Consider the following 25,267-nt stretch of genomic DNA (forward strand, 5'->3'; position numbering starts at 1 on the left):
TCAAATTGGCCTTATAGTTAAAGAGTGAGTACAAATAGGGTGTCTAACCTTGCAGTAAGACAAAGCATGTTAGATTATAGTTGAGCGGACTGGCACAGTAGGTCGCAAGGAAACTGCCGGATTCAAAACAATAAAAAGAAAAAGGATGCAACTAATGGCTAAAGGGCAAACATTACAAGACCCATTTTTGAACGCTTTGCGTCGGGAGCGCGTACCGGTTTCTATCTATCTGGTGAATGGCATTAAGTTGCAGGGGCAAATTGAATCTTTCGACCAATTTGTGATTCTGCTGAAAAATACCGTAAGTCAGATGGTGTATAAGCATGCAATTTCAACTGTGGTTCCAGCTCGCATCCCACAGAACTACCTCCCGCAACAAGAAGCGGGTAGTGAAGAGGCAATTGATTAATAAACGATTCTTGAAGGAGCAGTGGTAGCTTGTTTGATAGATTTGAAAGTGGTGAACAGGCTATCCTGGTGCACGTCGATTTTCCCATTGAGACGGATCGGGAAGACCTCTCTGAACTTAAATTACTGGTGTCTTCGGCAGGGGTAGAGACCCTTGCTGTCATGACTGCATCGCGTTCGACACCCAGCTCCAGATATTTTGTCGGTAGTGGTAAAGCAGAGGAAGTCGCGGAAGCGGTGAAGCTGCACAATGCCAATATCGTCATCTTCAATCACAGTTTAAGCCCCACGCAAGAGCGTAACCTGGAAAAACTGTGTCAGTGCCGGGTACTAGACCGTACCGGACTGATTCTGGATATCTTTGCGCAGCGCGCGCGAACCCACGAAGGTAAATTACAGGTTGAGTTAGCCCAACTGCGGCACATTTCGACGCGACTGGTTCGCGGCTGGACCCACCTTGAACGACAAAAAGGTGGTATCGGTCTGCGCGGTCCGGGTGAAACCCAGCTGGAAACCGACCGCCGGTTGATCCGCGGCCGCATTAAAAATATTCTCGGCCGCCTGGAAAAAGTCCAGAAGCAGCGTGAACAGGGCCGCCGGGCGCGGCAACGCGCGGAAGTGCCAACGGTATCTCTGGTCGGCTACACCAACGCGGGCAAGTCGACGTTGTTTAACCGGATAACAGAGAGTAAGGTCTACGCAGCGGATCAGCTGTTTGCAACCTTGGATCCGACCTTGCGAAAACTGGAACTGGAAGATGTTGGTACCGTTATTCTGGCCGACACAGTAGGCTTTATTCGGCATCTTCCCCATGAGTTAGTGGCAGCGTTTAAAGCGACACTGCAGGAAACTCAGGATGCTGACTTGCTGCTGCATGTCATTGATATCAGTGACGAGCGGCAACAGGAGAATGTCGAACAGGTGACCGCGGTGCTGGAGGAAATTGGCGCCGATGAAGTTCCTCAGCTATTGGTTTGTAATAAGATCGACCAGCTTGCTGAGGCCGATGCCCGCATCGATTACGACGACAATGGTCGTCCAATTCGAGTCTGGCTGTCAGCACAAACCGGCGTGGGAATTGAGTTACTTGAACAAGCATTGGTGCAACGCTTACGACCGGAAATGGTCAATCTTTCATTGCGCATTCCGCCGTCTATGGGTAAGTTGCGCGGGCGTTTGTATGCTTTGCACAGTGTCACTGAAGAGCAAGCTTGCGATGATGGCGCAATGGCCCTGAAAATACGGATGTCAGCGGTCGATTGGCGGCGGCTGTGTAAACAAGTTGCCGATGAGTATGGCGCTAGTCTGCAAGGCTTTGTAGAATAGATAGCAACGAAAACGTAATTAAACCTTAAATTCGATCCAAATCTGGAGTAATCAATGGCCTGGAATCAACCGGGAAACGGTAATAACAACGACCGTGATCCATGGAAAAATCAAGGTGGTCGCGACCAAGGTCCTCCTGACCTTGATGAAGCGGTCAAAAATTTATTAGCCAAGCTGGGCTTCGGCGGCTCAGGTAAAAAAGGTGGCGGCAAGTCCAGCGGTGGCGGCTTTTCAGGTAAAGGCTTTGGTATCATCGCGGTACTGCTCGTTGTGGTTTGGTTTATCGCCGGTTTTTATACAGTGAAAGAAGCAGAGCGCGGCGTAGTCCTGCGGTTTGGTAACTTTCATAACTTAGTTGAGTCAGGTCTGCATTGGCGTCCGATCTTTGTTGATACTGTTGAAACAGTCGATGTCAGCAACGTACGTCAGTTCCAGTCAGAAGGCTTTATGCTGACTCAGGACGAAAACGTAGTCCACGTTGAGCTTGACGTTCAGTACCGGGTGATTAACCCACGTGACTATTTGTTTGCGGTAGAAAATGCGGACAGCAGTCTGGCCCAGGCCACGGATAGCGCCTTGCGCTATGTGGTAGGTCACACCACGATGGATGAAGTTTTAACCGTGGGTCGTGAGAATGTTCGTGCGAACACTTTAGAGTTGCTCGAGAACATTACCGCGCCTTACCAGTTAGGTATTCAAATCGTTGACATCAACTTGCTTCCTGCGCGTCCTCCTGAGGCCGTAAAAGATGCTTTTGATGATGCCATTGCAGCACAAGAGGATGAGCAACGCTTTATTCGTGAAGCCGAAGCTTATGCGCGTGAGCGTGAGCCGACAGCACGTGGTCGGGTACGGCGTATCCTGCAAGAAGCACAGGCTTATCGTGAGCAACAAATCCTGAAAGCTCAGGGTGAGGTGGCTCGTTTTAATGCCTTGCTGCCACAGTACCAAGCCGCGCCACAGGTGACACGTGAGCGTCTCTACCTGGAAACTATCGAGAAGATCTATTCTGAGACCGCTAAGGTGATGATCGATGTGGAAGGTAGCAACAACATGATGTACCTGCCGCTGGAGAAGATCCTGGAAAGACAACGTCGCTCAATCAGCTCAAGTGGCATGGATAGCATTGGTGACCAGGGGCAAAGCTCAAGCAACCCGGACAGTGCGCAAAGCAACAATCGGAGCACGACAACAAATCCAACGGGTCGTACCAGTGATCGTTACGACGGAGGTCGGGGCTAAACCATGAAAAATTTAATAGCAATACTCGTGATTATCGCCGCGTTGTTAGGTTTCTCTTCACTCTTTGTGGTGAATGAAGGGCAACGCGCAATCGTCATCCAGTTTGGTAAAGTCCAGCGTGATGCCGATACCGGTATGCCAACGGTTTATGAACCAGGTTTACATTTCAAACTTCCGTTTATCGAGCAAGTAAAGCGGCTTGATGCACGGTTCAAGACTCTTGATGGCGACCCGGATCGTTTTGTAACCAGCGAGAAGAAAGATCTGATCGTGGATACCTACGTGAAGTGGCGTATTTCTGACTTCGCAACTTATTACCTGTCCACCAACGGTGGTAATCAGGCGCAGGCAGAAGACTTGTTGACCCGTCGGGTGAACAGTGGTCTGCGCGCTGAGTTTGGTAGTCGCACCATCAAAGAGATCGTCTCTGGTGAGCGCGATAATCTGATGCGTGAAGCATTGATTCGTGGTGCGGACAGTGCCAAGGAACTTGGAATTGAAGTTATCGACGTTCGCGTCATGCAGATTAACCTGCCGACGGAAGTCAGCCAGTCCATTTTCCAACGTATGCGTGCAGAGCGTCAGGCAGTAGCGATGGAACACCGTTCTGAAGGTCGTGAGCAGGCGGAATTCATTCGCGCTGATGTTGATGCCCGAATCACCGTCATGTTAGCTGATGCCAGCCGTGAATCACGCGAGTTGCGTGGTGAAGGTGACGCAGAGGCCGCAGGCATATACGCGGAAGCCTATCAGAAAGATGCGGAGTTCTTTGCCTTCATTCGAAGCCTGCAAGCCTACCAGAAGAGCTTTGAAGGTGGTAACGATGTGCTCGTACTCGAGCCAGACAGTGAGTTCTTTAAATACCTGAAAAACATGTCAGGGAAATAATTCAAAAGCCGGCCTCGCGCCGGCTTTTTTATCGATTTTGTGAGCTTATGACTTATAAAAAACATTATCAGTACTTTCTGCAACAGCACCCTCAGACTCTGCACTGCTCGCCTCACAGTCACCATTACTGGCCCGACGTCACCCGTCAGGCACAACTTGATTATTGGGAGGATAGTGCCAAAGGTGCTGACCATAAATGGGATATTATTTTTGGTGAGCGCATTCCTGCGGTGCAGCAGCATCTGGCGCGCTTGTTAGATCACCCGGCACCTGAGCAGTTTGTGTTTGCGCAAAATACTCATGAGCTTTTGTATCGGGTGATGACCTGTTTCGACCCGCAACAACCTTTACGGATCCTGACCACCGACGGTGAATTCCATAGCTTTTCCCGGCAACTGCGGCGGCTGCAGGAGCGCCCGAACGTTGAGGTGGTGCGCATTGCCTGCGAGCCTTATCATAGCTTCCCTGAGCGCTGGCAGGCAGCGGTCAGAGAAGATTGTTATGAGCTGGTGTTCACCAGCCAGGTGTTTTTTAATTCAGGTGTGGTGGCACCGCCCATCAAAGACTGGCTGCATATGCTGAGTGAGTCGACGCTGGTCATGGTTGACGGCTACCACGGCTGTGGTGCGTTACCCACCAGCCTGCGTAGTGTGGCTGATCGCGTGTTTTACCTCGCGGGGAGCTACAAGTACCTGCAAGCCGGCGAGGGCTGTTGCTTTATGACCGTGCCTCGCAACTGCGAGCTGCGCCCGGAGTATACCGGCTGGTTTGCGGATTTTGCCAACCTGGAAAAGCCGCAACAGGGAGAGGTAGGTTACGCTGGCGATGGCCTGCGCTTTGCCGGTGCGACCATGGATTTTACCGCTTTGTATCGCTTACAGGCGGTACTGGACTGGTGGCAGCGCGACGGGATTAACGTGGCGCAGGTGCACGCTTATGTGCAGCAGTTGCAAGCCCGTTTCTTAAAGGTTATCGACGAGCTGGAGCACCCGTTACTGAATCGTGGGGCTTTGTTAGCGGATCGGTTGGACCATCACGGCCACTTCCTGACCTTTGAACTCGACACGCCCGCCCAGGCCGCGGAGCTGGCTGCTGTGTTAAGGCAAGCCGGCATCGAGACCGATGTGCGCGGCCGCAGGTTACGATTTGGCTTTGCCCTCTATCACGATGCGAGTGACTACGAACAACTGAAAAAAGCGTTCGTTGTCGGCTGAACGGGCTACCGAAGGGGGCGAATTCCTGTTAAAATCGCCGCCTGTTTTTTCAACAGTAAAGCTGGTGACAGGTATCATGGGTAAAAACGTCGTAATTCTCGGCACGCAATGGGGTGACGAAGGTAAAGGTAAGATAGTTGATTTACTTACCAATAAGGCTTCTCTGGCAGTTCGTTATCAAGGGGGCCACAATGCCGGTCATACTCTTGTAATTAACGGTGAGAAGACCGTTCTGCATTTAATTCCATCGGCCATTTTGCGTGAGAACGTGAAGTGTGTGATTGGTAACGGCGTCGTGCTGTCGCCAGAAGCTCTGATGGAAGAAATTGCGATGCTGGAAAAGCGTAACGTTCCCGTACGTGAGCGACTTCTGATTAGTGAAGCCTGTCCGCTGATTCTGCCTTACCATATTGCTTTGGACCAGGCGCGCGAGAAAGCGCGTGGTAATAAAGCCATCGGTACCACCGGCCGCGGCATTGGTCCAGCGTACGAAGATAAAGTGGCCCGCCGCGGGCTGCGAGTTGGCGATTTATTCAATTTCACCCGTTTTGAAGAAAAACTGCGTGAAGTGGTCGAGTTCCATAACTTTACCTTGACCAATTACTATCATGTTGACGCTGTTGACGTGGAAGAAGTTCTTGCCTATTGCAAAGAAGTGGCTCAACAGCTGCAGGGCATGGTCGCGGATATCCCAGGATTGCTTGACGATGCCCGTAAAGCCGGTGAGAACATTATGTTCGAAGGCGCTCAGGGTACCTTGCTGGATATCGATCACGGTACTTATCCATACGTGACCTCATCAAACACCACTGCGGGTGGCGTATCGACAGGTGCAGGCTTTGGCCCGCGTTATATCGATTATGTACTGGGCATTGTGAAAGCTTACACCACGCGTGTTGGTAGTGGTCCGTTCCCGACAGAACTGGACTGTGATGTGGGAGAGCACCTGGGTGTTAAAGGCCACGAGTTTGGTGCAACCACCGGCCGCAAACGCCGGACGGGCTGGTTTGATGCGGTAGCCGCTCGCCGTGCGGTACAAATCAACTCGGTCAGTGGCTTTTGTTTGACCAAGCTGGATGTACTGGATGGTTTGCAGGAATTGAAAATTTGTATTGGTTATAAATTACCAGATGGTAGTATTACCGAATACCCACCGATGGCTGCGGAAGATTACGATACGGTTGAACCTGTATACGAATCTATGCCAGGTTGGGAAGAAAGCACAGTGGGTATCACAGAACATAAAGATTTACCGACTGCAGCGCTTGCTTATATCAAGCGTATTGAAGCACTGACTGGTGTTCCTGTGGACATTATTTCGACAGGTCCAGACCGCGCTGAAACGATTATTTTGCGCCATCCGTTCGCAAATTAACCAATCAGTCGCGGAATAGTAAAAAAATCGGCATTTCCTATTGCATCATCAAAATCGATACAATAGAATGCGCTCCACCTAACCGGGGTGCCGGCATAGCTCAGTTGGTAGAGCAACTGACTTGTAATCAGTAGGTCCCGAGTTCGACTCTTGGTGCCGGCACCAACTCAAAATTTGTTCGGAGGGGTTCCCGAGTGGCCAAAGGGATCAGACTGTAAATCTGACGGCTCAGCCTTCGCAGGTTCGAATCCTGCCCCCTCCACCAATTTGCATTTCTTTAGAATGCGGTGAGTCCAGAATGGTTTGAGGTGGCCCGATTCTAGGCATGCGGGTATCGTATAATGGCTATTACCTCAGCCTTCCAAGCTGATGATGTGGGTTCGATTCCCACTACCCGCTCCACATAATCTGTCGTGCTGATATAGCTCAGTTGGTAGAGCGCACCCTTGGTAAGGGTGAGGTCGGCGGTTCGAATCCGCCTATCAGCACCATCTTTTCGGTCCGTCCTTGCAGCCCATTCCTCGGTTACGTAAATTTACTTATTTGACTAAATTTTTGGTGGTAAGCCACCGTACGTTGTCCAAAGAGAGGCTGTCATGTCAAAAGAAAAATTTGAACGTTCGAAACCGCATGTGAACGTCGGTACAATCGGCCACGTTGACCATGGTAAAACTACTCTGACTGCAGCGATCACCACTGTATTGGCAAAAACCTACGGTGGCGCAGCGAAAGACTTCGCTATGATCGATAACGCACCAGAAGAGAAAGCGCGTGGTATCACCATTTCAACTTCACACGTTGAGTATGACACGCCAGCGCGTCACTACGCTCACGTTGATTGCCCAGGACACGCTGACTATGTGAAAAACATGATCACCGGTGCTGCGCAGATGGACGGCGCGATTCTTGTTGTAGCTGCGACTGACGGCCCAATGCCACAAACTCGTGAGCACATCCTGTTGTCACGTCAGGTAGGCGTACCTTTCATCGTTGTATTCATGAACAAGTGTGACATGGTTGACGACGAAGAGCTGTTGGAACTGGTTGAGATGGAAGTTCGTGAACTTCTTTCTGAATACGACTTCCCAGGTGACGACTTACCAGTGATTCAAGGTTCAGCGCTGAAAGCGTTGGAAGGCGAAGAGCAGTGGGAAGCGAAAATCATCGAACTGGCAGAAGCACTGGACAGCTACATCCCAGAGCCAGAGCGTGATATCGATAAGCCGTTCATCATGCCAATCGAAGACGTATTCTCAATCTCAGGCCGTGGTACTGTAGTTACCGGTCGTGTTGAGCGCGGTATCGTTCGCACAGGTGACGAAGTAGAAATCGTAGGTATCAAAGACACTACGAAGACTATCGTAACTGGTGTTGAGATGTTCCGTAAGCTGCTTGACGAAGGTCGTGCAGGTGAGAACATCGGTGCCTTGTTGCGTGGTACTAAGCGTGACGAGATCCAACGTGGTCAGGTATTGGCGAAGCCAGGTTCAATCACTCCGCACACCAAGTTTGAAGCGGAAGTATACGTATTGAACAAAGAAGAAGGTGGCCGTCACACGCCATTCTTTAAAGGCTACCGTCCACAGTTCTACTTCCGTACCACTGACGTAACTGGTGCAGTACAGTTGCCAGAAGGCGTGGAAATGGTAATGCCAGGCGACAACCTGAAGTTTGTTGTTGACCTGATTCACCCCATCGCGATGGACGAAGGTTTACGCTTCGCAATCCGTGAAGGTGGCCGTACAGTAGGTGCTGGCGTAGTTTCTAAAATCTTAGACTAATTACGCTGCGTACAACTGACGCATTGAAAAAAGGGAGCCTCGGCTCCCTTTTTTGATGGGGTGAACTGAAACACACGAATAACAAGGAACGCTCTTGTTTTAAGTCACTTGATCGGTATAATACAGCGTCCATTTTCCGACGAATATCGCGGGAAATTTTAGGGGTGTAGTTCCAATTGGTAGAACAGCGGTCTCCAAAACCGACGGTTGGGGGTTCGAATCCCTCCACCCCTGCCAAAGAATATTCAAAGGCGTTCCTCGTTACTCGAACGCTTCGCTGCTCGGCACTTTGTTGTTCGTTTTACACGAAGAGCGAGTATCGCGAACGCACGAAAAGTGAGGCGGAGCCGAACGTACGAGTCACGAAAACGATTTTTTAATGAACAGGATTGAATAATGAGTGCAACTTCCGAAACGCAAAGCAGTTCTTTCGATAGCATTAAGTGGATCATCGCTATCGCGCTTTTGGCTGCAGCCGTGGTGGGTAACTACTATTACGGTGAAACCGTATCTGTACTCTATCGTGCCATCGCCGTGGTCGTGCTTGTTGCGGTAGCTGGTATTGTCGCAGGGATGACCGGTAAGGGCCGTCGCTTCCGTTCTTTCGCGAAAGAAAGCCGCACTGAAGTGCGCCGCGTGGTATGGCCAAGCCGTCAGGAAGCCACTCAAACCACTATCATCGTGGTCATCGCAACAGCGATCGTATCATTGATTCTGTGGGGTATGGATGCCATTCTAGTACGCGTAGTTGGCTTTTTCACCGGACTGGAGTTTTAAATAATGAGCGATAAGAAACGCTGGTACGTGGTCCAGGCATTTTCAGGTTATGAAGCTCGCGTTGCCCAATCGTTACGCGAGTACATCAAGATGCACGGTATGGAAGACAAGTTCGGTGAAGTTCTTGTGCCAACCGAAGAAGTCGTCGAAATGAAAGCGGGACAGCGTCGCAAGAGCGAACGCAAATTCTTCCCGGGTTACGTTTTGGTCGAAATGGCCATGGACGAAGAAAGCTGGCACTTAGTGAAAAGCATTCCTCGGGTACTGGGTTTCATCGGTGGTAAGCAAGACCGCCCAACCCCGATCACACAGAAAGAAGCAGACGCGATTCTTAACCGCCTGCAGGAGTCTGTTGATAAACCACGTCCTAAGACCTTATTTGAACCAGGTGAAGTCGTGCGCGTTAACGATGGTCCATTTGCAGACTTTAACGGTACCGTTGAAAGCGTTGACTACGAAAAGAGTCGCCTGACAGTATCGGTCTCCATCTTTGGCCGTGCGACGCCAGTTGAACTTGAGTTTGCTCAGGTCGAGAAAGCTTAAGCGTAAGGCCGAAATCGGCAACTGTGCTGATGCTAAAAAATAGTGTACGAATAACGACCACTATTGTGGCTCGGTGTATTGCAATAGGGTGCGAATACAGCTATAATTCGCGTCCTTTTTTCCGTAGGGGAGCCGTTTGAGTAAGTCACCCCTTGGTTTTTGAGGTCTGAAAATGACAGCAAAAATTGAAGACTTACAAGGCGTTAGACCCAAACCAAGAGGTATAGAACATGGCTAAGAAAGTAAGTGCTATCATCAAGCTGCAAGTAGCAGCTGGTGCAGCTAACCCGTCACCTCCTGTTGGTCCAGCACTTGGTCAACACGGTGTGAACATCATGGAGTTCTGTAAAGCGTTCAACGCAGCAACTGACCAGCTTGAAAAAGGCGCGCCAGTTCCAGTTGAAATTACAGTGTTCGAAGATCGTTCTTTCACGTTTATCACTAAGACTCCTCCAGCAGCCTTCTTGTTGAAGAAAGCGGCAGGTATCAAAAGTGGTTCAGGTCGTCCTAACACAGAGAAAGTGGGTACCGTTACCCGTGCTCAGTTAGAAGAGATTGCCAAGGTTAAAGAGCCTGACTTAACAGCGGCTGACCTTGATGCAGCAGTACGTACTATCGCCGGCTCTGCTCGCGCGATGGGCCTGAATGTGGAGGGTCTGTAAGATGGCTAAATTAAGCAAACGCGCTCGCATGATCGCAGAAAAAGTTGAAGCTCGTGATTACGAAATCAACGAAGCTATCAGCCTGTTGAAAGAACTTGCGACAGCAAAATTTAAAGAAAGCGTTGATGTTTCTGTCAACCTCGGTATCGACGCTCGTAAATCTGACCAAAACGTTCGTGGTGCAACTGTACTGCCTAACGGTACTGGTCGTGACGTTCGCGTAGCAGTATTCACTAGCGGCGCAAACGTAGAAAAAGCTAAAGAAGCTGGTGCTGACCTGGTCGGTATGGAAGACCTGGCTGAGCTGGTGAAGAAAGGCGAAATGAACTTTGACGTTGTTGTCGCTTCTCCAGACGCTATGCGTGTTGTTGGCCAGTTAGGCCAAATCTTAGGCCCACGTGGCCTGATGCCAAACCCGAAAACGGGCACGGTAACACCTGATGTAGCAACAGCGGTACAAAACGCGAAAGCGGGTCAGATTCGTTATCGCAACGATAAAGCGGGTATCATCCACGCAACTATCGGTAAAGTTGATTTCGATAACGACAAATTGAAAGAAAACTTAGAATCGCTATTGGCAGCTCTGAAGAAAGCTAAGCCTTCTTCAGCAAAAGGCCAGTACATCAAGAAAGTTAGCTTGTCGACAACTATGGGCGCTGGCGTAGCCATCGACCAGGGTACGTTGGATAGCAAGTAAAGGTTTGTGGGTTGGAGTCGCCACTTCAGTGTAATAGCTAAGTGAATGTGGCTCCCGTCCAAGACCGCAGGTGTCTCGCGGTGATTTCTGCGAAGAAATGATTAGCGACACTTAATTTCCTGCGCAGATGGTGTAATCCGGCTCAGACTCTCTGGGTAAGAGATTCACCGTGACAACGTGGTAGATGCAGTTCCGGTCTGCCTATGTGTAACGATAGTCCGCGGCTTTGCCAAGGACTAAAAAAAGAGGTGATATCAGTGGCACTAGGTTTAGCAGCAAAAAAAGCAATCGTTAAAGAAGTTAACGAAGTTGCTTCAAACGCTCTATCCGTCGCTGTTGCTGAGTATCGCGGTATGGAAGTTGCGGACATGACCGTGCTGCGCCGTCAAGCGCGTGAGCAAGGTGTATATCTGAAAGTTATTCGGAATACGCTTGCGAAACGTGCCTTTGAAGGTACGCAGTTTAACGACATGGACGAAGTACTGAAAGGCCCACTTGTTTACGGCTTTTCTTTGGACGCACCAGGCGCTTCTGCGCGTCTGTTCAAAGATTTCGCTAAAGCAAACAAGCACCTTAAAGTAACTGCCCTGCATATCGGTAACGGTGTGATGGGTGCAGATAAACTTGATGCAGTTGCATCTCTTCCGACGCGTGACGAAGCATTGGCGAAATTGCTGGCCACCTTCAAAGCACCTGTTAGTAAGTTCGTTCGTACAGTTAACGAAGTTCCTACTAAATTTGTGCGGGTGTTGGCGGCAATTAAAGACGCTAAATAGAGACGGTTTTATTAACCAATTTTTTGTAATTTATAACCCAGGAGTTTAGAGTTATGGCTCTTACTAAAGATGATATTTTGAATGCAATCGCTGAAATGCCAGTTATGGAACTGGTTGAGTTGATTGAAGCTGCAGAAGAAAAGTTTGGTGTTGACGCATCTGCTTCTGTTGCAGTAGCTGCTGGTCCAGCTGCCGCTGCTGAAGCTGCTGAAGAACAAACTGAATTCGACGTTGTGTTGAAAGCAGCGGGCTCAAACAAAGTTGGCGCGATCAAAGCAGTTCGCAGCGCAACTGGTCTTGGCCTGAAAGAAGCAAAAGCTATGGTTGAGTCTGCACCTGTTGCCGTTAAAGAAGGCATCAACAAAGACGAAGCTGAAGCACTGAAGAAGCAGCTTGAAGAAGCTGGTGCAGAAGTTGAAATTAAATAAACAACTGCATACAAAAAACTTGGCCAATTAGGCCTGGGCCTGGTGACTTTTTGAGTCACCAGGCTTTTTGCGCTGTTAAGCATGTATCATTTTTGCCCGTTATTGGGGTGCATGCTCGCGGTGACAAAAACGGGAACGACAAGTCGTTAAAAAGCTTGTTTTTAACCATCGACTCCCCGGTGGTTAGGGTCATCAATCAGCTAGCTGAGGAACCCCATGGCGTACTCCTACTCTGAGAAAAAACGTATTCGCAAGGATTTTGGTAAGCGGCCTCATGTACTTGAAGTGCCATACCTGCTGTCAATCCAATTAGATTCATTTAAAAAATTCATTGAGCTGGATCCAGAAGGCAACAACGGTCTGGAAGCAGCTTTTAGCTCAGTATTTCCGATTACTGCGTATTCAGGCAATTCGGAACTGCAATATGTGAGCTATCGTCTTGGTGAGCCGGTATTTGACGTGAAAGAATGTCAAATTCGCGGTATTACCTATTCTGCTCCATTGCGAGTAAAACTGCGTCTGGTTCTTTATGATAAAGAAGCAGCGGCAGGTACCGTAAAAGATATGCGCGAGCAAGAAGTGTACATGGGCGAAATTCCGCTCATGACCGAGAATGGTACTTTTGTTATTAACGGTACCGAGCGCGTTATCGTTTCTCAGTTGCACCGTTCGCCGGGCGTGTTCTTTGACCATGACAAGGGTAAAACCCACTCGTCAGGTAAAGTGCTCTACAACGCACGTGTGATCCCATACCGTGGTTCGTGGTTGGATTTTGAATTTGACCCGAAAGACAACGTATTCGTACGTATTGACCGTCGTCGTAAATTACCGGCGTCGATCATTTTGCGTGCCCTCGAGTACACCACTGAAGAAATCCTTGAGATGTTCTTCGATACCACGTACTTCCAGTTCCGTGGTAAGAAAGTATTTATGCAGTTAGTGCCAGAGCGTTTACGCGGCGAAACTGCGAAGTTTGATATTAAAAACGATGACGGCGAAGTGATCGTAGATAAAGGACGTCGTATTACTGCGCGTCATATCAAACAGATCGAAAGCCTGAATCAGCCAGAGATGGAAGTTCCATTAGAATATCTGGTCGGTAAAGTGCTGGCGAAGGATTACGTCAATAAGAAAACCGGTGAAGTGGTCGCCGAAGCGAACGCCGAACTGACGCTGGAATTGTTAGCTGAATTACGTGAAGCAGGCTTCAAGAAATTTGAAACCTTGTTCGTGAACGACCTGGATCATGGTCCGTACATGAGCGAGACGCTGCGTATTGATCCAAGCAACAACCGTATGGAAGCGCTGGTTGAAATCTATCGTATGATGCGCCCGGGTGAGCCACCTACGAAAGAAGCAGCGGAAGCCTTGTTCGACAACTTGTTCTTCAGTGATGACCGTTACGATTTATCGGCGGTAGGTCGGATGAAGTTCAATCGTCGTCTGGGTCGTGATGATCTGACCGGTTCAGGTACCCTGACCAAAGAAGACATCATCGAAGTCATGCGTAAGCTGATCGAAATCCGTAACGGCATCGATGAAGTGGACGATATTGACCACTTGGGTAACCGTCGTATCCGCTCTGTGGGTGAGATGGCGGAGAACCAGTTCCGGGTTGGTCTGGTACGTGTAGAACGTGCAGTAAAAGAGCGCCTGAGCCTCGGTGATCTGGATGCGGTAATGCCACAAGACTTGATTAACGCCAAGCCTATTAGTGCTGCGGTAAAAGAGTTCTTTGGTTCCAGCCAGTTGTCGCAGTTTATGGATCAGAACAACCCGTTGTCAGAAGTCACGCACAAGCGTCGTATTTCTGCCTTAGGTCCGGGTGGTTTGACGCGTGAACGCGCTGGTTTCGAAGTTCGAGATGTGCATCCAACGCATTACGGTCGAGTGTGTCCGATTGAGACTCCTGAAGGTCCAAACATCGGTCTGATTAACTCTTTGTCGACCTTTGCGCGCACCAACGAGTATGGTTTCCTCGAGACGCCATATCGCCGTATCGACAATGGTGTCGTGACTGACGATGTTGATTACTTATCAGCGATCGAAGAAGGTCAGTACGTTATCGCACAGGCAAACGTTGCTTTGAATGACAAAGGTGAATTGGTCGAAGACCTGGTGCCGTGTCGTCATAAGAACGAATTTACCCTGATGTCGAAAGAACAAGTTCAGTATATGGACGTTGCGCCGCAACAGATCGTTTCGATCGCTGCGAGCTTGATTCCATTCCTTGAACACGATGATGCGAACCGTGCTTTGATGGGTTCGAACATGCAACGCCAGGCCGTGCCAACTCTGCGTGCTGATAAGCCGCTGGTAGGTACTGGTATTGAGCGCACTGTAGCTGTTGACTCGGGTGTAACCGTAGTCGCCAAGCGTGGTGGTGTGGTCGACAAAGTCGATGCGAGCCGTATCGTTGTTAAAGTCAATGAAGAAGAAATGGTACCTGGCGAAGCCGGTATCGATATCTATAACCTTGTGAAGTACACCCGTTCGAACCAGAACACCTGTATTAACCAGACCCCGACCGTCAATGTTGGTGAGCCGGTAATTCGTGGTGACGTACTGGCCGATGGTCCGTCTACGGACATGGGTGAGCTGGCATTGGGTCAGAACTTGCGCGTGGCATTCATGCCATGGAATGGTTACAACTTCGAGGATTCAATCTTGATCTCGGAGCGAGTGGTACAAGAAGACCGCTTAACCACCATTCACATTCAGGAACTGAGCTGTGTTGCCCGTGATACTAAACTTGGCGCGGAAGAAATTTCTTCTGATATTCCAAACGTTGGTGAGTCAGCGTTGAACAAACTTGATGAGTCAGGTGTTGTTTACGTCGGTGCCGAAGTCAACGGTGGTGATATTCTGGTCGGTAAGGTAACGCCTAAAGGTGAAACCCAGCTGACGCCTGAAGAGAAGCTATTGCGAGCTATTTTTGGTGAAAAAGCATCTGACGTAAAAGACAGTTCATTACGTGTGCCTAATGGTGTCACGGGTACTGTTATCGACGTTCAGGTGTTCACCCGTGACGGCGTAGAGAAAGACAAGCGCGCGCTTGATATCGAGAATATGCAGTTGGAACAAGTCAAGAAAGACTTAACTGACGAATTCAAGATTCTTGAGCGTGGTATCTACGAGCGTGCACGTAGCCTGTTGCTGGCGAACGGTTTTGATGAGTCAAAACTGGCCGGTCTGGAGCAGAGCAAATGGTTAACGCAGAACTTGAAGAATGAAGATGCCCAGCTGCAGCTTGAGCAGATCGCTCAGCAGTATGAAGAACTGCGCACCGATTTCGATGACAAGTTTGAGAACAAGCGCCGCAAGATCACCCAGGGTGATGACCTTGCCCCAGGCGTATTGAAGATTGTTAAGGTTTACCTGGCAGTCCGTCGTCGCATCCAACCAGGTGATAAGCTTGCTGGACGTCACGGTAACAAAGGTGTTATCTCAACCATCCAACCGGTTGAAGACATGCCTTATGATGCTGATGGTAATCCTGTCGATATCGTACTTAACCCGTTGGGCGTACCTTCGCGTATGAACATCGGTCAGATCCTTGAGACGCACTTAGGTTTTGCTGCTCGTGGTATCGGTACCAAGATCGAAAAAATGATGAAGCAGCAAGCGAAAGTGGCAGAGATGCGTGAGTTCCTGCAAAAGGTCTATGACCTGGGTTCAACGCGTCAGGACGTTCAGATCAGCGAGTTTAGCGATGACGAAGTTATGCGTCTTGCGACCAACTTGAAGAAAGGTCTGCCGACCGCAACGCCAGTTTTCGATGGTGCTGTAGAAAGTGAAATTAAAGAACTCCTGAAACTGGGTGATTTGCCAGAGTCTGGCCAGATCACTTTGTATGACGGGCGTACTGGTGAGCGCTTTGAGCGTGATGTAACCGTCGGTTACATGTACATGTTGAAACTTAACCACTTGGTTGATGACAAGATGCACGCACGTTCGACCGGTTCGTACAGCTTGGTTACCCAACAGCCGTTGGGTGGTAAAGCTCAGTTCGGTGGCCAGCGCTTCGGTGAGATGGAAGTCTGGGCATTGGAAGCATACGGTGCTGCGTACACCTTGCAAGAAATGTTGACGGTGAAGTCGGACGACGTAAATGGTCGGACGAAGATGTACAAAAACATTGTCGACAACGACTTGCGGATGGAAGCAGGTATGCCGGAGTCCTTCAACGTATTGCTGAAGGAAATCCGCTCGCTCGGTATCAACATTGAGTTGGACCAAGACTGAGACCACACCGGACGCTAATTGCCAGGAGATAAATCGTGAAAGACTTATTAAAGTTTTTAAAGCCGTTAAATCAGACTGAAGAGTTCGATGCGATTCGCATCGGACTTGCTTCTCCGGACATGATCCGCAGCTGGTCTTTCGGTGAAGTGAAAAAGCCAGAAACGATCAACTATCGTACGTTCAAGCCTGAGCGTGATGGTCTGTTCTGTGCGCGTATTTTTGGCCCGGTAAAAGACTACGAGTGCTTGTGCGGTAAGTACAAGCGCTTGAAGCACCGCGGTGTGATCTGTGAGAAGTGTGGCGTTGAAGTCACCCTGACCAAGGTCCGTCGTGAGCGTATGGGTCACATTGAACTGGCGAGCCCAGTTGCGCACATCTGGTTCCTGAAATCATTGCCAAGCCGCATCGGCTTGATGCTGGATATGACCTTGCGTGATATCGAGCGGGTATTGTATTTCGAATCTTATGTCGTTACCGAAGGCGGTATGACATCGCTTGAGCGTGGCCAAATTCTGACTGAAGACGAGTACCTTGATTCGTTAGAAGAAAATGGCGACGAGTTCGAAGCAAAAATGGGTGCTGAAGCGGTACTGAGCTTACTCAAGCATATTGATATCGAAGCGGATATCAAAACCTTGCGTGAAGAGCTGCCAGAAACCAACTCAGAAACCAAACGTAAGAAAATTAGCAAGCGTTTGAAGTTGCTGGAATCATTCCACCAGTCAGGCAATAAGCCCGAGTGGATGATCCTGAAAGTGCTGCCTGTGCTGCCACCGGATTTACGTCCTTTGGTACCGCTGGATGGTGGCCGTTTCGCAACCTCAGACCTGAACGATTTGTACCGTCGTGTTATCAACCGTAACAACCGCCTGAAGCGTTTGTTAGATCTGGCAGCACCGGACATTATCGTACGTAACGAAAAGCGTATGCTGCAAGAAGCAGTGGATGCATTGCTGGATAACGGCCGTCGTGGCCGTGCCATTACCGGCACCAATAAGCGTCCATTGAAGTCACTTGCGGATATGATTAAAGGTAAACAAGGTCGTTTCCGTCAAAACCTGTTGGGTAAGCGGGTCGATTACTCAGGCCGTTCAGTTATCACTGTTGGTCCTAAGTTACGCTTACACCAGTGTGGTCTACCTAAGAAAATGGCCCTGGAGTTATTCAAGCCATTCATCTACGGCAAGCTTGAAGGCCGCGGTTTAGCGACCACCATTAAAGCTGCCAAGAAAATGGTAGAGCGCGAAATCCCGGAAGTGTGGGACGTGCTGGACGAAGTGATCAAAGAACACCCAGTGATGCTCAACCGTGCACCAACTTTGCACCGTTTGGGTATCCAGGCGTTCGAACCTGTCCTGATCGAAGGTAAAGCGATTCAGTTGCACCCATTGGTGTGTGCGGCCTATAACGCTGACTTTGACGGTGACCAAATGGCCGTCCACTTGCCGTTAACACTCGAAGCGCAGCTTGAAGCTCGTGCCCTGATGATGTCGACCAACAACATCTTGTCACCTGCCAGTGGTGATCCGATCATCGTTCCTTCACAGGACGTGGTCTTGGGTCTGTACTACATGACGCGCGAAAAGATTAACGCTAAAGGCGAGGGCATGATCTTCAAGAACGCCAAGGAAGCTGAAAAAGCTTACCGTACTGGTGCGACTGAATTGCATGCGCGCGTTAAAGTGCGTTTAGACGAAGTGCTGATCAGTGAAGAAGGCGAGCGTAGTGAATTAACGACGATTTATGACACGACTGTTGGTCGTGCCATTCTGTCGCTGATTCTTCCTGAAGGCATGCCGTTCGAAATGATCAACCAGTCGATGGGCAAAAAGCAAATCGGTCGCTTGTTGAATCGCTCGTATCGTGACATCGGCTTGAAGCCAACGGTAATTTTTGCTGACCAAATCATGTACACCGGTTTCCATTACGCAATGGTTGCAGGTGCATCGGTAGGTATCGATGACATGGTTATTCCTGATGCGAAGAAAGAGATCATCGACGCAGCTGAAGAAGAAGTTGCGGAGATTCAGGAACAGTTCGAGCAAGGCTTGGTTACCGCAGGCGAGAAATACAATAAAGTTATCGATATCTGGTCGACTGCGAATGAGAAAGTTTCTAAGGCAATGATGGAAAACCTGTCGAAAGAAACTGTTATCAACGCAAAAGGCGAAGAAGAACAGCAAGACTCGTTTAACTCGGTCTACATGATGGCTGATTCAGGCGCTCGTGGTAGCCCTGCTCAGATTCGTCAGTTGGCGGGTATGCGTGGTCTGATGGCGAAGCCGGACGGCTCCATCATCGAAACGCCGATTACCGCGAACTTCCGCGAAGGTTTGAACGTACTTCAGTACTTCATCTCGACGCACGGTGCGCGTAAAGGTTTGGCGGATACGGCTCTGAAAACAGCGAACTCAGGTTACCTGACCCGTCGACTCGTCGACGTTGCGCAGGACGTTGTTATCGTTCAGGAAGACTGTGGTACCCACGATGGCCTCTTCATCAAACCATTGATCGAAGGCGGTGATATCGTTGAGCCACTACGTGAACGTGTCCTCGGTCGTGTGGTTTGTGATGACGTGCTTGCCCCTGGCAGTAACGACGTTCTGATCGGCCGTAATACGCTTCTTGATGAGAAGATGTGTGACGTGTTGGAACAGAACTCAATCGACGAAGTTAAAGTTCGCTCGGTCATTACCTGTGATACAGACTTCGGCGTATGTGCCAACTGTTATGGTCGTGATTTGGCGCGCGGACATCTGGTCAACCAAGGTGAAGCAGTAGGTGTTATCGCTGCCCAGTCTATCGGTGAGCCAGGTACTCAGTTAACGATGCGTACCTTCCACATCGGTGGTGCAGCATCACGTGACTCAGCCGCCAACAACATTCAGGTGAAGAACAAAGGTACATTGAAGTTGCATAACGCTAAGTACGTTACCAACAGCGATGACCACATTGTAATCACCTCGCGTTCAACTGAACTGACCCTTATTGATGAGTTCGGCCGTGAGCGTGAGCGCTACAAAGTACCTTACGGTGCAGTGCTGAAGAAGAACGAAGGCGATACCGTCGAAGCTGGCGAAATCGTAGCGAACTGGGATCCGCACACGCACCCAATCGTCACCGAGGTAGCAGGTCGTCTGAAGTTTGTTGATTTGATTGATGGCGTCACCATGACCCGTCAAACCGATGAACTGACCGGTCTGTCAAGTATCGTTGTACTGGAAACAGGTCAGCGTACAAGTGCCGGTAAAGACATGCGGCCGATGGTTAAGCTGGTCGATGCGAAAGGCAAGGATGTCAACATTGCTGACACCGATATGCCAGCGCAGTACTTCTTACCAGGTAATGCCATCATTAACCTCGAAGATAATGCTGAGGTGAAAGTTGGTGATACAGTTGCGCGGATTCCGCAAGAAGGTTCGAAGACTCGCGACATCACCGGTGGTCTGCCACGGGTTGCCGACTTGTTCGAAGCACGTCGTCCGAAAGAGCCAGCAATTTTGGCAGAAGTCACGGGTACCGTGAGTTTCGGTAAAGAGACGAAAGGCAAGCGTCGTCTGTTGATCATGCCACATGATGGTAATGATCAATACGAAGAGATGATTCCTAAGCATCGTCAGCTGAACATCTTCGAAGGTGAATCAGTGACCAAAGGTGAAGTTATTGCTGATGGTCCAGAGGCGCCACACGATATTCTGCGTCTGCGTGGCGTAAGCGCGTTGGCAAACTATATCGTTAACGAAGTTCAGGAAGTTTACCGTTTGCAGGGTGTTAAGATTAACGATAAGCACATCGAGACCATCGTGCGTCAGATGTTGCGTAAAGCGATTATCTTGAACCCAGGTGAAACGGAGCTGCTTGAAGGCGAAATGATGGAGCTGTCTGAAGTGCTTGCTGCCAATGCGAAAGCTGAGGCTGATGGCAAGCTGCCAGCGACTTATGAGCGTCAATTGCTTGGTATTACCAAAGCGTCATTGTCGACGGAGTCATTCATCTCTGCGGCATCGTTCCAGGAAACGACGCGCGTACTGACCGAAGCTGCCGTACAAGGTAAGCAGGATCCGTTACGTGGTCTGAAAGAGAACGTTATCGTGGGTCGCCTGATCCCTGCGGGTACAGGTTTCGCCTACCACCGCGAACGTGCGCGCAAGCGCATGGAAGCACTGGGTCAGGGTGAAGCTGCGCCGAAGCTGACTGCAGAAGAAGCAGAACAGCAATTGGCAGATGCTCTGAACTTCGGCAACGAAGAAAAGGACAGCGGCGATAACGCAGAATAAGCGTTCGTAGCTTGTGATATGAAAGGCCAGCCGTTTCATCGGCTGGCCTTTTTTATTTGCCGAATGAAGAACTGTGGTAAAATGGCATTCGCTAATGAATGGTGAGACACAACATCTACTTAGTGACCCGACGAGGGCAAAATAGCAGCACCCGCTTTCCTCCAATCACCGCTTTTCCTTGACAGTCCAATTATTGACCATTAAAATTCGGCCTCCCTATATCTAGGGCATTTAGCCCGTGGTGCAGGGAAACTTGGATTTTCACTCTGTTGAGCGACATCAACAAAATCAGGAGTATTGAATGGCAACAGTTAATCAGCTGGTGCGCAAAGGTCGTCAAAAGCCGGTTGTTAAGAGCAACGTTCCGGCGCTTGAGGCTTGCCCACAGAAACGCGGTGTATGTACCCGTGTTTATACAACCACCCCGAAAAAGCCAAACTCAGCGCTACGTAAAGTATGCCGTGTGCGTTTGACCAATGGTTACGAAGTATCTTCGTACATCGGTGGTGAAGGTCACAACCTGCAAGAACACTCTGTCGTATTGATTCGCGGCGGCCGTGTAAAAGACTTGCCAGGTGTACGTTATCACACAGTGCGCGGTGCGCTTGACTGCGCTGGCGTAAACGATCGGCGTCAAGGCCGTTCGAAGTACGGCGCGAAGCGGCCCAAGTCTTAACGGTTCTCCGTTAGTAAGGCCAAACACTGTAAATTTTTAGTTTTGGGGTAACCCTGAAATAACCGGAGAATATTAAGATGCCTAGAAGACGCGTCATTGGTCAACGTAAAATCCTGCCGGATCCTAAGTTCGGATCAGAGTTGTTGGCTAAATTTATCAATGTCGTCATGGTAGACGGCAAAAAATCTGTCGCAGAACATATTATCTACGGTGCTTTAGACATCATGGCTGAAAAGACCAAGAAAGAGCACTTAGAAGTATTTGAAACAGCATTGGACAACGTACGTCCTACGGTAGAGGTTAAGTCGCGCCGCGTTGGTGGTTCAACTTACCAGGTACCAGTAGAAGTTCGTCCGGTGCGTCGTAATGCACTGGCTATGCGTTGGTTAGTTGATGCCGCGCGTACTCGGGGTGAAAAATCCATGGCTCAGCGCCTAGCAGGTGAAATGCTAGACGCATCTGAAAATAAAGGCTCTGCTGTGAAGAAGCGTGAAGACGTCCACCGTATGGCCGAAGCGAACAAAGCGTTCGCCCATTACCGCTGGTAAATTCACAGTTAACCTAAAGAGGAATTTATGGCCCGTAAAACTTCGATTGAGCGCTACCGTAATATCGGTATCTGTGCTCACGTAGACGCAGGTAAAACAACCACCACAGAACGTGTGTTGTTCTACACCGGCTTATCTCACAAAATTGGTGAGGTACATGACGGTGCAGCAACCACCGACTGGATGGCACAGGAACAAGAGCGTGGTATTACTATTACCTCTGCTGCGGTTACCTGTTTCTGGCGTGGTATGGATGCACAGTTCCCAGAACACCGCGTTAATATCATCGACACCCCAGGACACGTTGACTTCACCATTGAAGTAGAACGTTCTTTGCGTGTACTTGATGGCGCTGTTGTTGTTCTGTGTGCATCATCAGGCGTGCAGCCGCAAACAGAAACTGTTTGGCGTCAAGCTAACAAGTACGAAGTTCCACGTATGGTCTTCGTTAACAAGATGGACCGTGCAGGTGCGGACTTCTTGCGTGTTGTTAAGCAGATCAAAGCTCGTCTGAACGCGACGCCAGTGCCAATTCATTTGGCAATTGGTGCTGAAGAAAACTTCAAAGGCGTTGTTGACTTGATCAAAATGAAAGCGATCAACTGGAACGAAGAAGATTCCGGTATGACTTTCACTTATGACCCAATCCCAGCAGATTTGGTTGATCAAGCCGAGGAATATCACGCCGAGTTGGTTGAAGCAGCAGCTGAAGCTAACGAAGAGCTGATGAACAAATACCTTGAAGAAGGTGAGTTGACTGAAGCTGAAATCAAGCTTGGTCTGCGTGAGCGTACACTGAACAACGAAATCGTATTGTGCTTGTGTGGTTCTGCATTTAAGAACAAAGGTGTACAGGCTGTACTTGATGCTGTTATCGAGTACCTACCGTCACCTACAGAAGTTAAAGCGATTCGCGGTATTCTGGACGATGAGTCAGAAGGCGTGCGTAAGTCTGATGATGCTGAACCGTTTTCAGCATTGGCATTCAAAATCGCAACTGACCCGTTTGTCGGTACTTTGACCTTCTTACGCGTCTACTCGGGTGTAGTAAAACAGGGCGATACTGTTTTCAACCCAGTGAAGAGCAAGCGTGAGCGTATCGGTCGTATGGTTCAGATGCATGCAAACGATCGTCAGGAAATCAAAGAAATCCTGGCGGGCGACATTGCAGCTGCAATCGGCCTGAAAGACGTCACTACCGGTGACACTCTGTGTGATCCGAACAACATTATTACGCTTGAGCGGATGGAATTCCCTGAGCCGGTAATTTCTGTTGCGGTAGAACCAAAAACTAAAGCTGACCAGGAAAAAATGGGTATTGCTTTAGGTAAATTGGCTGCAGAAGATCCGTCTTTCCGCGTAAAAACCGATGAAGAGTCTGGTCAAACGATCATCTCAGGTATGGGTGAGCTTCACCTGGACATCATCGTTGACCGTATGAAGCGTGAATTCAACGTTGAGTGTAACGTAGGTAAACCGCAGGTTGCTTATCGTGAAACTATCCGCAAACCAGTGGAAGTTGAAGGTAAGTTCGTACGTCAATCAGGTGGTCGTGGTCAGTTTGGTCACGTTTGGTTGAAGATCGAGCCGATGGAATTCGATGCTTCTGACGAAGAGACCGCAAACTACGAATTCGTTAACGAAATCGTTGGTGGTGTGGTACCGAAGGAATATATTCCTGCGGTAGATAAAGGTATCCAAGAGCAAATGCAGAATGGTGTACTTGCTGGTTACCCGCTACTCGGCGTTAAGGCAACCTTGTATGATGGTTCATACCACGATGTTGACTCCTCTGAAATGGCGTTTAAAATCGCAGGTAGCATGGCGTTCAAGAAAGGCGCATTGCAAGCGAATCCAGCGATTCTAGAGCCGATGATGAAAGTCGAAGTCGTTACTCCTGAAGATTTCATGGGTGACGTAGTTGGTGACTTGAACCGTCGTCGCGGTATCATCGAAGGCATGGAAGATGCTGCAGGTGATTTGAAAGAAGTCCGCGCGCAAGTTCCATTATCAGAAATGTTCGGTTACGCTACTGACCTGCGTTCGCAGACTCAGGGCCGTGCATCTTATGCAATGGAATTCCTGAAGTACGCTGAAGCACCAAACAACATTGCTGAGCAGGTTATTGCTGCTCGTCAAACTAAAGATTAAGTAGAGTCTGGTCCGGTTCTCTAAGGGACCGGACTTTTAACTTAAGTTAAGGAAAAGTCATGTCAAAAGAAAAATTTGAACGTTCGAAACCGCATGTGAACGTCGGTACAATCGGCCACGTTGACCATGGTAAAACTACTCTGACTGCAGCGATCACCACTGTATTGGCAAAAACCTACGGTGGTTCAGCGAAAGACTTCGCTATGATCGATAACGCACCAGAAGAGAAAGCGCGTGGTATCACCATTTCAACTTCACACGTTGAGTATGACACGCCAGCGCGTCACTACGCTCACGTTGACTGCCCAGGACACGCTGACTATGTGAAAAACATGATCACCGGTGCTGCGCAGATGGACGGCGCGATTCTTGTTGTAGCTGCGACTGACGGCCCAATGCCACAAACTCGTGAGCACATCCTGTTGTCACGTCAGGTAGGCGTACCTTTCATCGTTGTATTCATGAACAAATGTGACATGGTTGACGACGAAGAGCTGTTGGAACTGGTTGAGATGGAAGTTCGTGAACTTCTTTCTGAATACGACTTCCCAGGTGACGACTTACCAGTGATTCAAGGTTCAGCGCTGAAAGCGTTGGAAGGCGAAGAGCAGTGGGAAGCGAAAATCATCGAACTGGCAGAAGCACTGGACAGCTACATCCCAGAGCCAGAGCGTGATATCGATAAGCCGTTCATCATGCCAATCGAAGACGTATTCTCAATCTCAGGCCGTGGTACTGTAGTTACCGGTCGTGTAGAGCGCGGTATCGTTCGCACAGGTGATGAAGTAGAAATCGTAGGTATCAAAGACACTACGAAGACTATCGTAACTGGTGTTGAGATGTTCCGTAAGCTGCTTGACGAAGGTCGTGCAGGTGAGAACATCGGTGCCTTGTTGCGTGGTACTAAGCGTGACGAGATCCAACGTGGTCAGGTACTGGCGAAGCCAGGTTCAATCACTCCGCACACTAAGTTTGAAGCGGAAGTATACGTATTGAACAAAGAAGAAGGTGGCCGTCACACGCCATTCTTTAAAGGCTACCGTCCACAGTTCTACTTCCGTACAACTGACGTAACTGGTGCAGTACAGTTGCCAGAAGGCGTGGAAATGGTAATGCCAGGCGACAACCTGAAGTTTGTTGTTGACCTGATTCACCCCATCGCGATGGACGAAGGTTTACGCTTCGCAATCCGTGAAGGTGGCCGTACAGTAGGTGCTGGCGTAGTTTCTAAAATCTTAGACTAATTACGCGGC

General features: G+C 49.4%; 19 protein-coding genes and 5 tRNA genes. All 24 read left to right on the forward strand.

Going from position 1 to position 25,267, the window contains the following annotated elements; translation table 11 throughout:
- Positions 1-154: 154 nt before the first annotated feature.
- The 24 genes from hfq (at position 155) to tuf (J6J28_RS00795) (ending at position 25,258) form a co-directional block, all read left to right on the forward strand.
- On the forward strand, positions 155-409 hold the full coding sequence (gene hfq / locus J6J28_RS00680) for an RNA chaperone Hfq (RefSeq protein ID WP_034733993.1): 255 nt from the start codon (positions 155-157) through the stop codon (positions 407-409).
- 29 nt (positions 410-438) lie between these two features.
- Positions 439-1,734, forward strand: coding sequence for a ribosome rescue GTPase HflX (gene hflX, locus J6J28_RS00685; RefSeq protein WP_301719338.1), 1,296 nt, complete (start codon positions 439-441; stop codon positions 1,732-1,734).
- 54 nt (positions 1,735-1,788) lie between these two features.
- Positions 1,789-2,976, forward strand: coding sequence for an FtsH protease activity modulator HflK (gene hflK, locus J6J28_RS00690; RefSeq protein ID WP_301719339.1), 1,188 nt, complete (start codon positions 1,789-1,791; stop codon positions 2,974-2,976).
- 3 nt (positions 2,977-2,979) lie between these two features.
- On the forward strand, positions 2,980-3,864 hold the full coding sequence (gene hflC, locus J6J28_RS00695) for a protease modulator HflC (RefSeq protein ID WP_301719340.1): 885 nt from the start codon (positions 2,980-2,982) through the stop codon (positions 3,862-3,864).
- 47 nt (positions 3,865-3,911) lie between these two features.
- Positions 3,912-5,078: an aminotransferase class V-fold PLP-dependent enzyme gene (locus J6J28_RS00700; protein ID WP_301719341.1), complete on the forward strand. Its 1,167-nt coding sequence runs from the start codon at positions 3,912-3,914 to the stop codon at positions 5,076-5,078.
- A 76-nt stretch (positions 5,079-5,154) separates the two neighbouring features.
- Complete coding sequence (locus J6J28_RS00705) at positions 5,155-6,453, forward strand: adenylosuccinate synthase (RefSeq protein WP_301719342.1); 1,299 nt, start codon at positions 5,155-5,157, stop codon at positions 6,451-6,453.
- An 89-nt stretch (positions 6,454-6,542) separates the two neighbouring features.
- Positions 6,543-6,618, forward strand: a tRNA-Thr gene (locus J6J28_RS00710).
- Positions 6,619-6,633: 15 nt separating this feature from the next.
- Positions 6,634-6,718 (forward strand) — tRNA-Tyr (locus J6J28_RS00715).
- A 62-nt stretch (positions 6,719-6,780) separates the two neighbouring features.
- Positions 6,781-6,855, forward strand: a tRNA-Gly gene (locus J6J28_RS00720).
- 13 nt (positions 6,856-6,868) lie between these two features.
- Positions 6,869-6,944 (forward strand) — tRNA-Thr (locus tag J6J28_RS00725).
- 105 nt (positions 6,945-7,049) lie between these two features.
- On the forward strand, positions 7,050-8,234 hold the full coding sequence (tuf, locus tag J6J28_RS00730) for an elongation factor Tu (protein WP_301719343.1): 1,185 nt from the start codon (positions 7,050-7,052) through the stop codon (positions 8,232-8,234).
- Positions 8,235-8,394: 160 nt separating this feature from the next.
- Positions 8,395-8,471 (forward strand) — tRNA-Trp (locus tag J6J28_RS00735).
- Positions 8,472-8,630: 159 nt separating this feature from the next.
- Positions 8,631-9,011, forward strand: coding sequence for a preprotein translocase subunit SecE (secE, locus tag J6J28_RS00740; protein WP_301719344.1), 381 nt, complete (start codon positions 8,631-8,633; stop codon positions 9,009-9,011).
- A 3-nt stretch (positions 9,012-9,014) separates the two neighbouring features.
- Positions 9,015-9,554, forward strand: a complete 540-nt coding sequence (gene nusG, locus J6J28_RS00745) for a transcription termination/antitermination protein NusG (RefSeq protein WP_301719345.1) — start codon at positions 9,015-9,017, stop codon at positions 9,552-9,554.
- A gap of 230 nt (positions 9,555-9,784) precedes the next feature.
- Complete coding sequence (rplK, locus tag J6J28_RS00750; protein WP_126763538.1) at positions 9,785-10,216, forward strand: 50S ribosomal protein L11; 432 nt, start codon at positions 9,785-9,787, stop codon at positions 10,214-10,216.
- A 1-nt stretch (position 10,217) separates the two neighbouring features.
- Positions 10,218-10,913, forward strand: coding sequence for a 50S ribosomal protein L1 (gene rplA / locus J6J28_RS00755; protein ID WP_301719346.1), 696 nt, complete (start codon positions 10,218-10,220; stop codon positions 10,911-10,913).
- Between the two features lie 257 nt (positions 10,914-11,170).
- A complete protein-coding gene (gene rplJ / locus J6J28_RS00760) occupies positions 11,171-11,689 on the forward strand; it encodes a 50S ribosomal protein L10 (RefSeq protein ID WP_301719347.1) in 519 nt (172 codons plus the stop codon).
- 53 nt (positions 11,690-11,742) lie between these two features.
- Entirely contained in the window at positions 11,743-12,117 is a 375-nt protein-coding gene (rplL, locus tag J6J28_RS00765) for a 50S ribosomal protein L7/L12 (protein WP_301719348.1), read from the forward strand.
- A 216-nt stretch (positions 12,118-12,333) separates the two neighbouring features.
- Positions 12,334-16,362, forward strand: coding sequence for a DNA-directed RNA polymerase subunit beta (rpoB, locus tag J6J28_RS00770; RefSeq protein WP_301719349.1), 4,029 nt, complete (start codon positions 12,334-12,336; stop codon positions 16,360-16,362).
- Positions 16,363-16,397: 35 nt separating this feature from the next.
- The gene (gene rpoC, locus J6J28_RS00775; RefSeq protein WP_301719350.1) at positions 16,398-20,639 is read left to right on the forward strand and encodes a DNA-directed RNA polymerase subunit beta'; all 4,242 of its coding nucleotides are present in this window, start codon (positions 16,398-16,400) and stop codon (positions 20,637-20,639) included.
- 301 nt (positions 20,640-20,940) lie between these two features.
- Positions 20,941-21,315 carry a 30S ribosomal protein S12 gene (gene rpsL, locus J6J28_RS00780; RefSeq protein WP_126763550.1) on the forward strand — a complete coding sequence of 125 codons (375 nt, stop codon included), beginning with the start codon at positions 20,941-20,943 and terminating at the stop codon, positions 21,313-21,315.
- Between the two features lie 77 nt (positions 21,316-21,392).
- The gene (rpsG, locus tag J6J28_RS00785; protein WP_301719351.1) at positions 21,393-21,863 is read left to right on the forward strand and encodes a 30S ribosomal protein S7; all 471 of its coding nucleotides are present in this window, start codon (positions 21,393-21,395) and stop codon (positions 21,861-21,863) included.
- A 27-nt stretch (positions 21,864-21,890) separates the two neighbouring features.
- Entirely contained in the window at positions 21,891-24,014 is a 2,124-nt protein-coding gene (fusA, locus tag J6J28_RS00790; RefSeq protein ID WP_301719352.1) for an elongation factor G, read from the forward strand.
- A 59-nt stretch (positions 24,015-24,073) separates the two neighbouring features.
- Positions 24,074-25,258, forward strand: coding sequence for an elongation factor Tu (gene tuf / locus J6J28_RS00795; RefSeq protein WP_301719353.1), 1,185 nt, complete (start codon positions 24,074-24,076; stop codon positions 25,256-25,258).
- Positions 25,259-25,267: the final 9 nt, after the last annotated feature.

The organism is Pseudidiomarina terrestris (assembly GCF_030466375.1).
Lineage (GTDB): Bacteria > Pseudomonadota > Gammaproteobacteria > Enterobacterales > Alteromonadaceae > Pseudidiomarina > Pseudidiomarina terrestris.

Coding starts and splice junctions, on each gene's coding strand:
- fusA (WP_301719352.1), top strand. CDS start 21,891: ATGGCCCGTAAAACTTCGATTGAGCGCTACCGTAATATCGGTATCTGT.
- rplA (WP_301719346.1), top strand. CDS start 10,218: ATGGCTAAATTAAGCAAACGCGCTCGCATGATCGCAGAAAAAGTTGAA.
- rplK (WP_126763538.1), top strand. CDS start 9,785: ATGGCTAAGAAAGTAAGTGCTATCATCAAGCTGCAAGTAGCAGCTGGT.
- hflC (WP_301719340.1), top strand. CDS start 2,980: ATGAAAAATTTAATAGCAATACTCGTGATTATCGCCGCGTTGTTAGGT.
- rpsG (WP_301719351.1), top strand. CDS start 21,393: ATGCCTAGAAGACGCGTCATTGGTCAACGTAAAATCCTGCCGGATCCT.
- J6J28_RS00700 (WP_301719341.1), top strand. CDS start 3,912: ATGACTTATAAAAAACATTATCAGTACTTTCTGCAACAGCACCCTCAG.
- rpsL (WP_126763550.1), top strand. CDS start 20,941: ATGGCAACAGTTAATCAGCTGGTGCGCAAAGGTCGTCAAAAGCCGGTT.
- J6J28_RS00705 (WP_301719342.1), top strand. CDS start 5,155: ATGGGTAAAAACGTCGTAATTCTCGGCACGCAATGGGGTGACGAAGGT.
- rpoB (WP_301719349.1), top strand. CDS start 12,334: ATGGCGTACTCCTACTCTGAGAAAAAACGTATTCGCAAGGATTTTGGT.
- tuf (WP_301719343.1), top strand. CDS start 7,050: ATGTCAAAAGAAAAATTTGAACGTTCGAAACCGCATGTGAACGTCGGT.
- rplL (WP_301719348.1), top strand. CDS start 11,743: ATGGCTCTTACTAAAGATGATATTTTGAATGCAATCGCTGAAATGCCA.
- hflK (WP_301719339.1), top strand. CDS start 1,789: ATGGCCTGGAATCAACCGGGAAACGGTAATAACAACGACCGTGATCCA.
- nusG (WP_301719345.1), top strand. CDS start 9,015: ATGAGCGATAAGAAACGCTGGTACGTGGTCCAGGCATTTTCAGGTTAT.
- hfq (WP_034733993.1), top strand. CDS start 155: ATGGCTAAAGGGCAAACATTACAAGACCCATTTTTGAACGCTTTGCGT.
- secE (WP_301719344.1), top strand. CDS start 8,631: ATGAGTGCAACTTCCGAAACGCAAAGCAGTTCTTTCGATAGCATTAAG.
- tuf (WP_301719353.1), top strand. CDS start 24,074: ATGTCAAAAGAAAAATTTGAACGTTCGAAACCGCATGTGAACGTCGGT.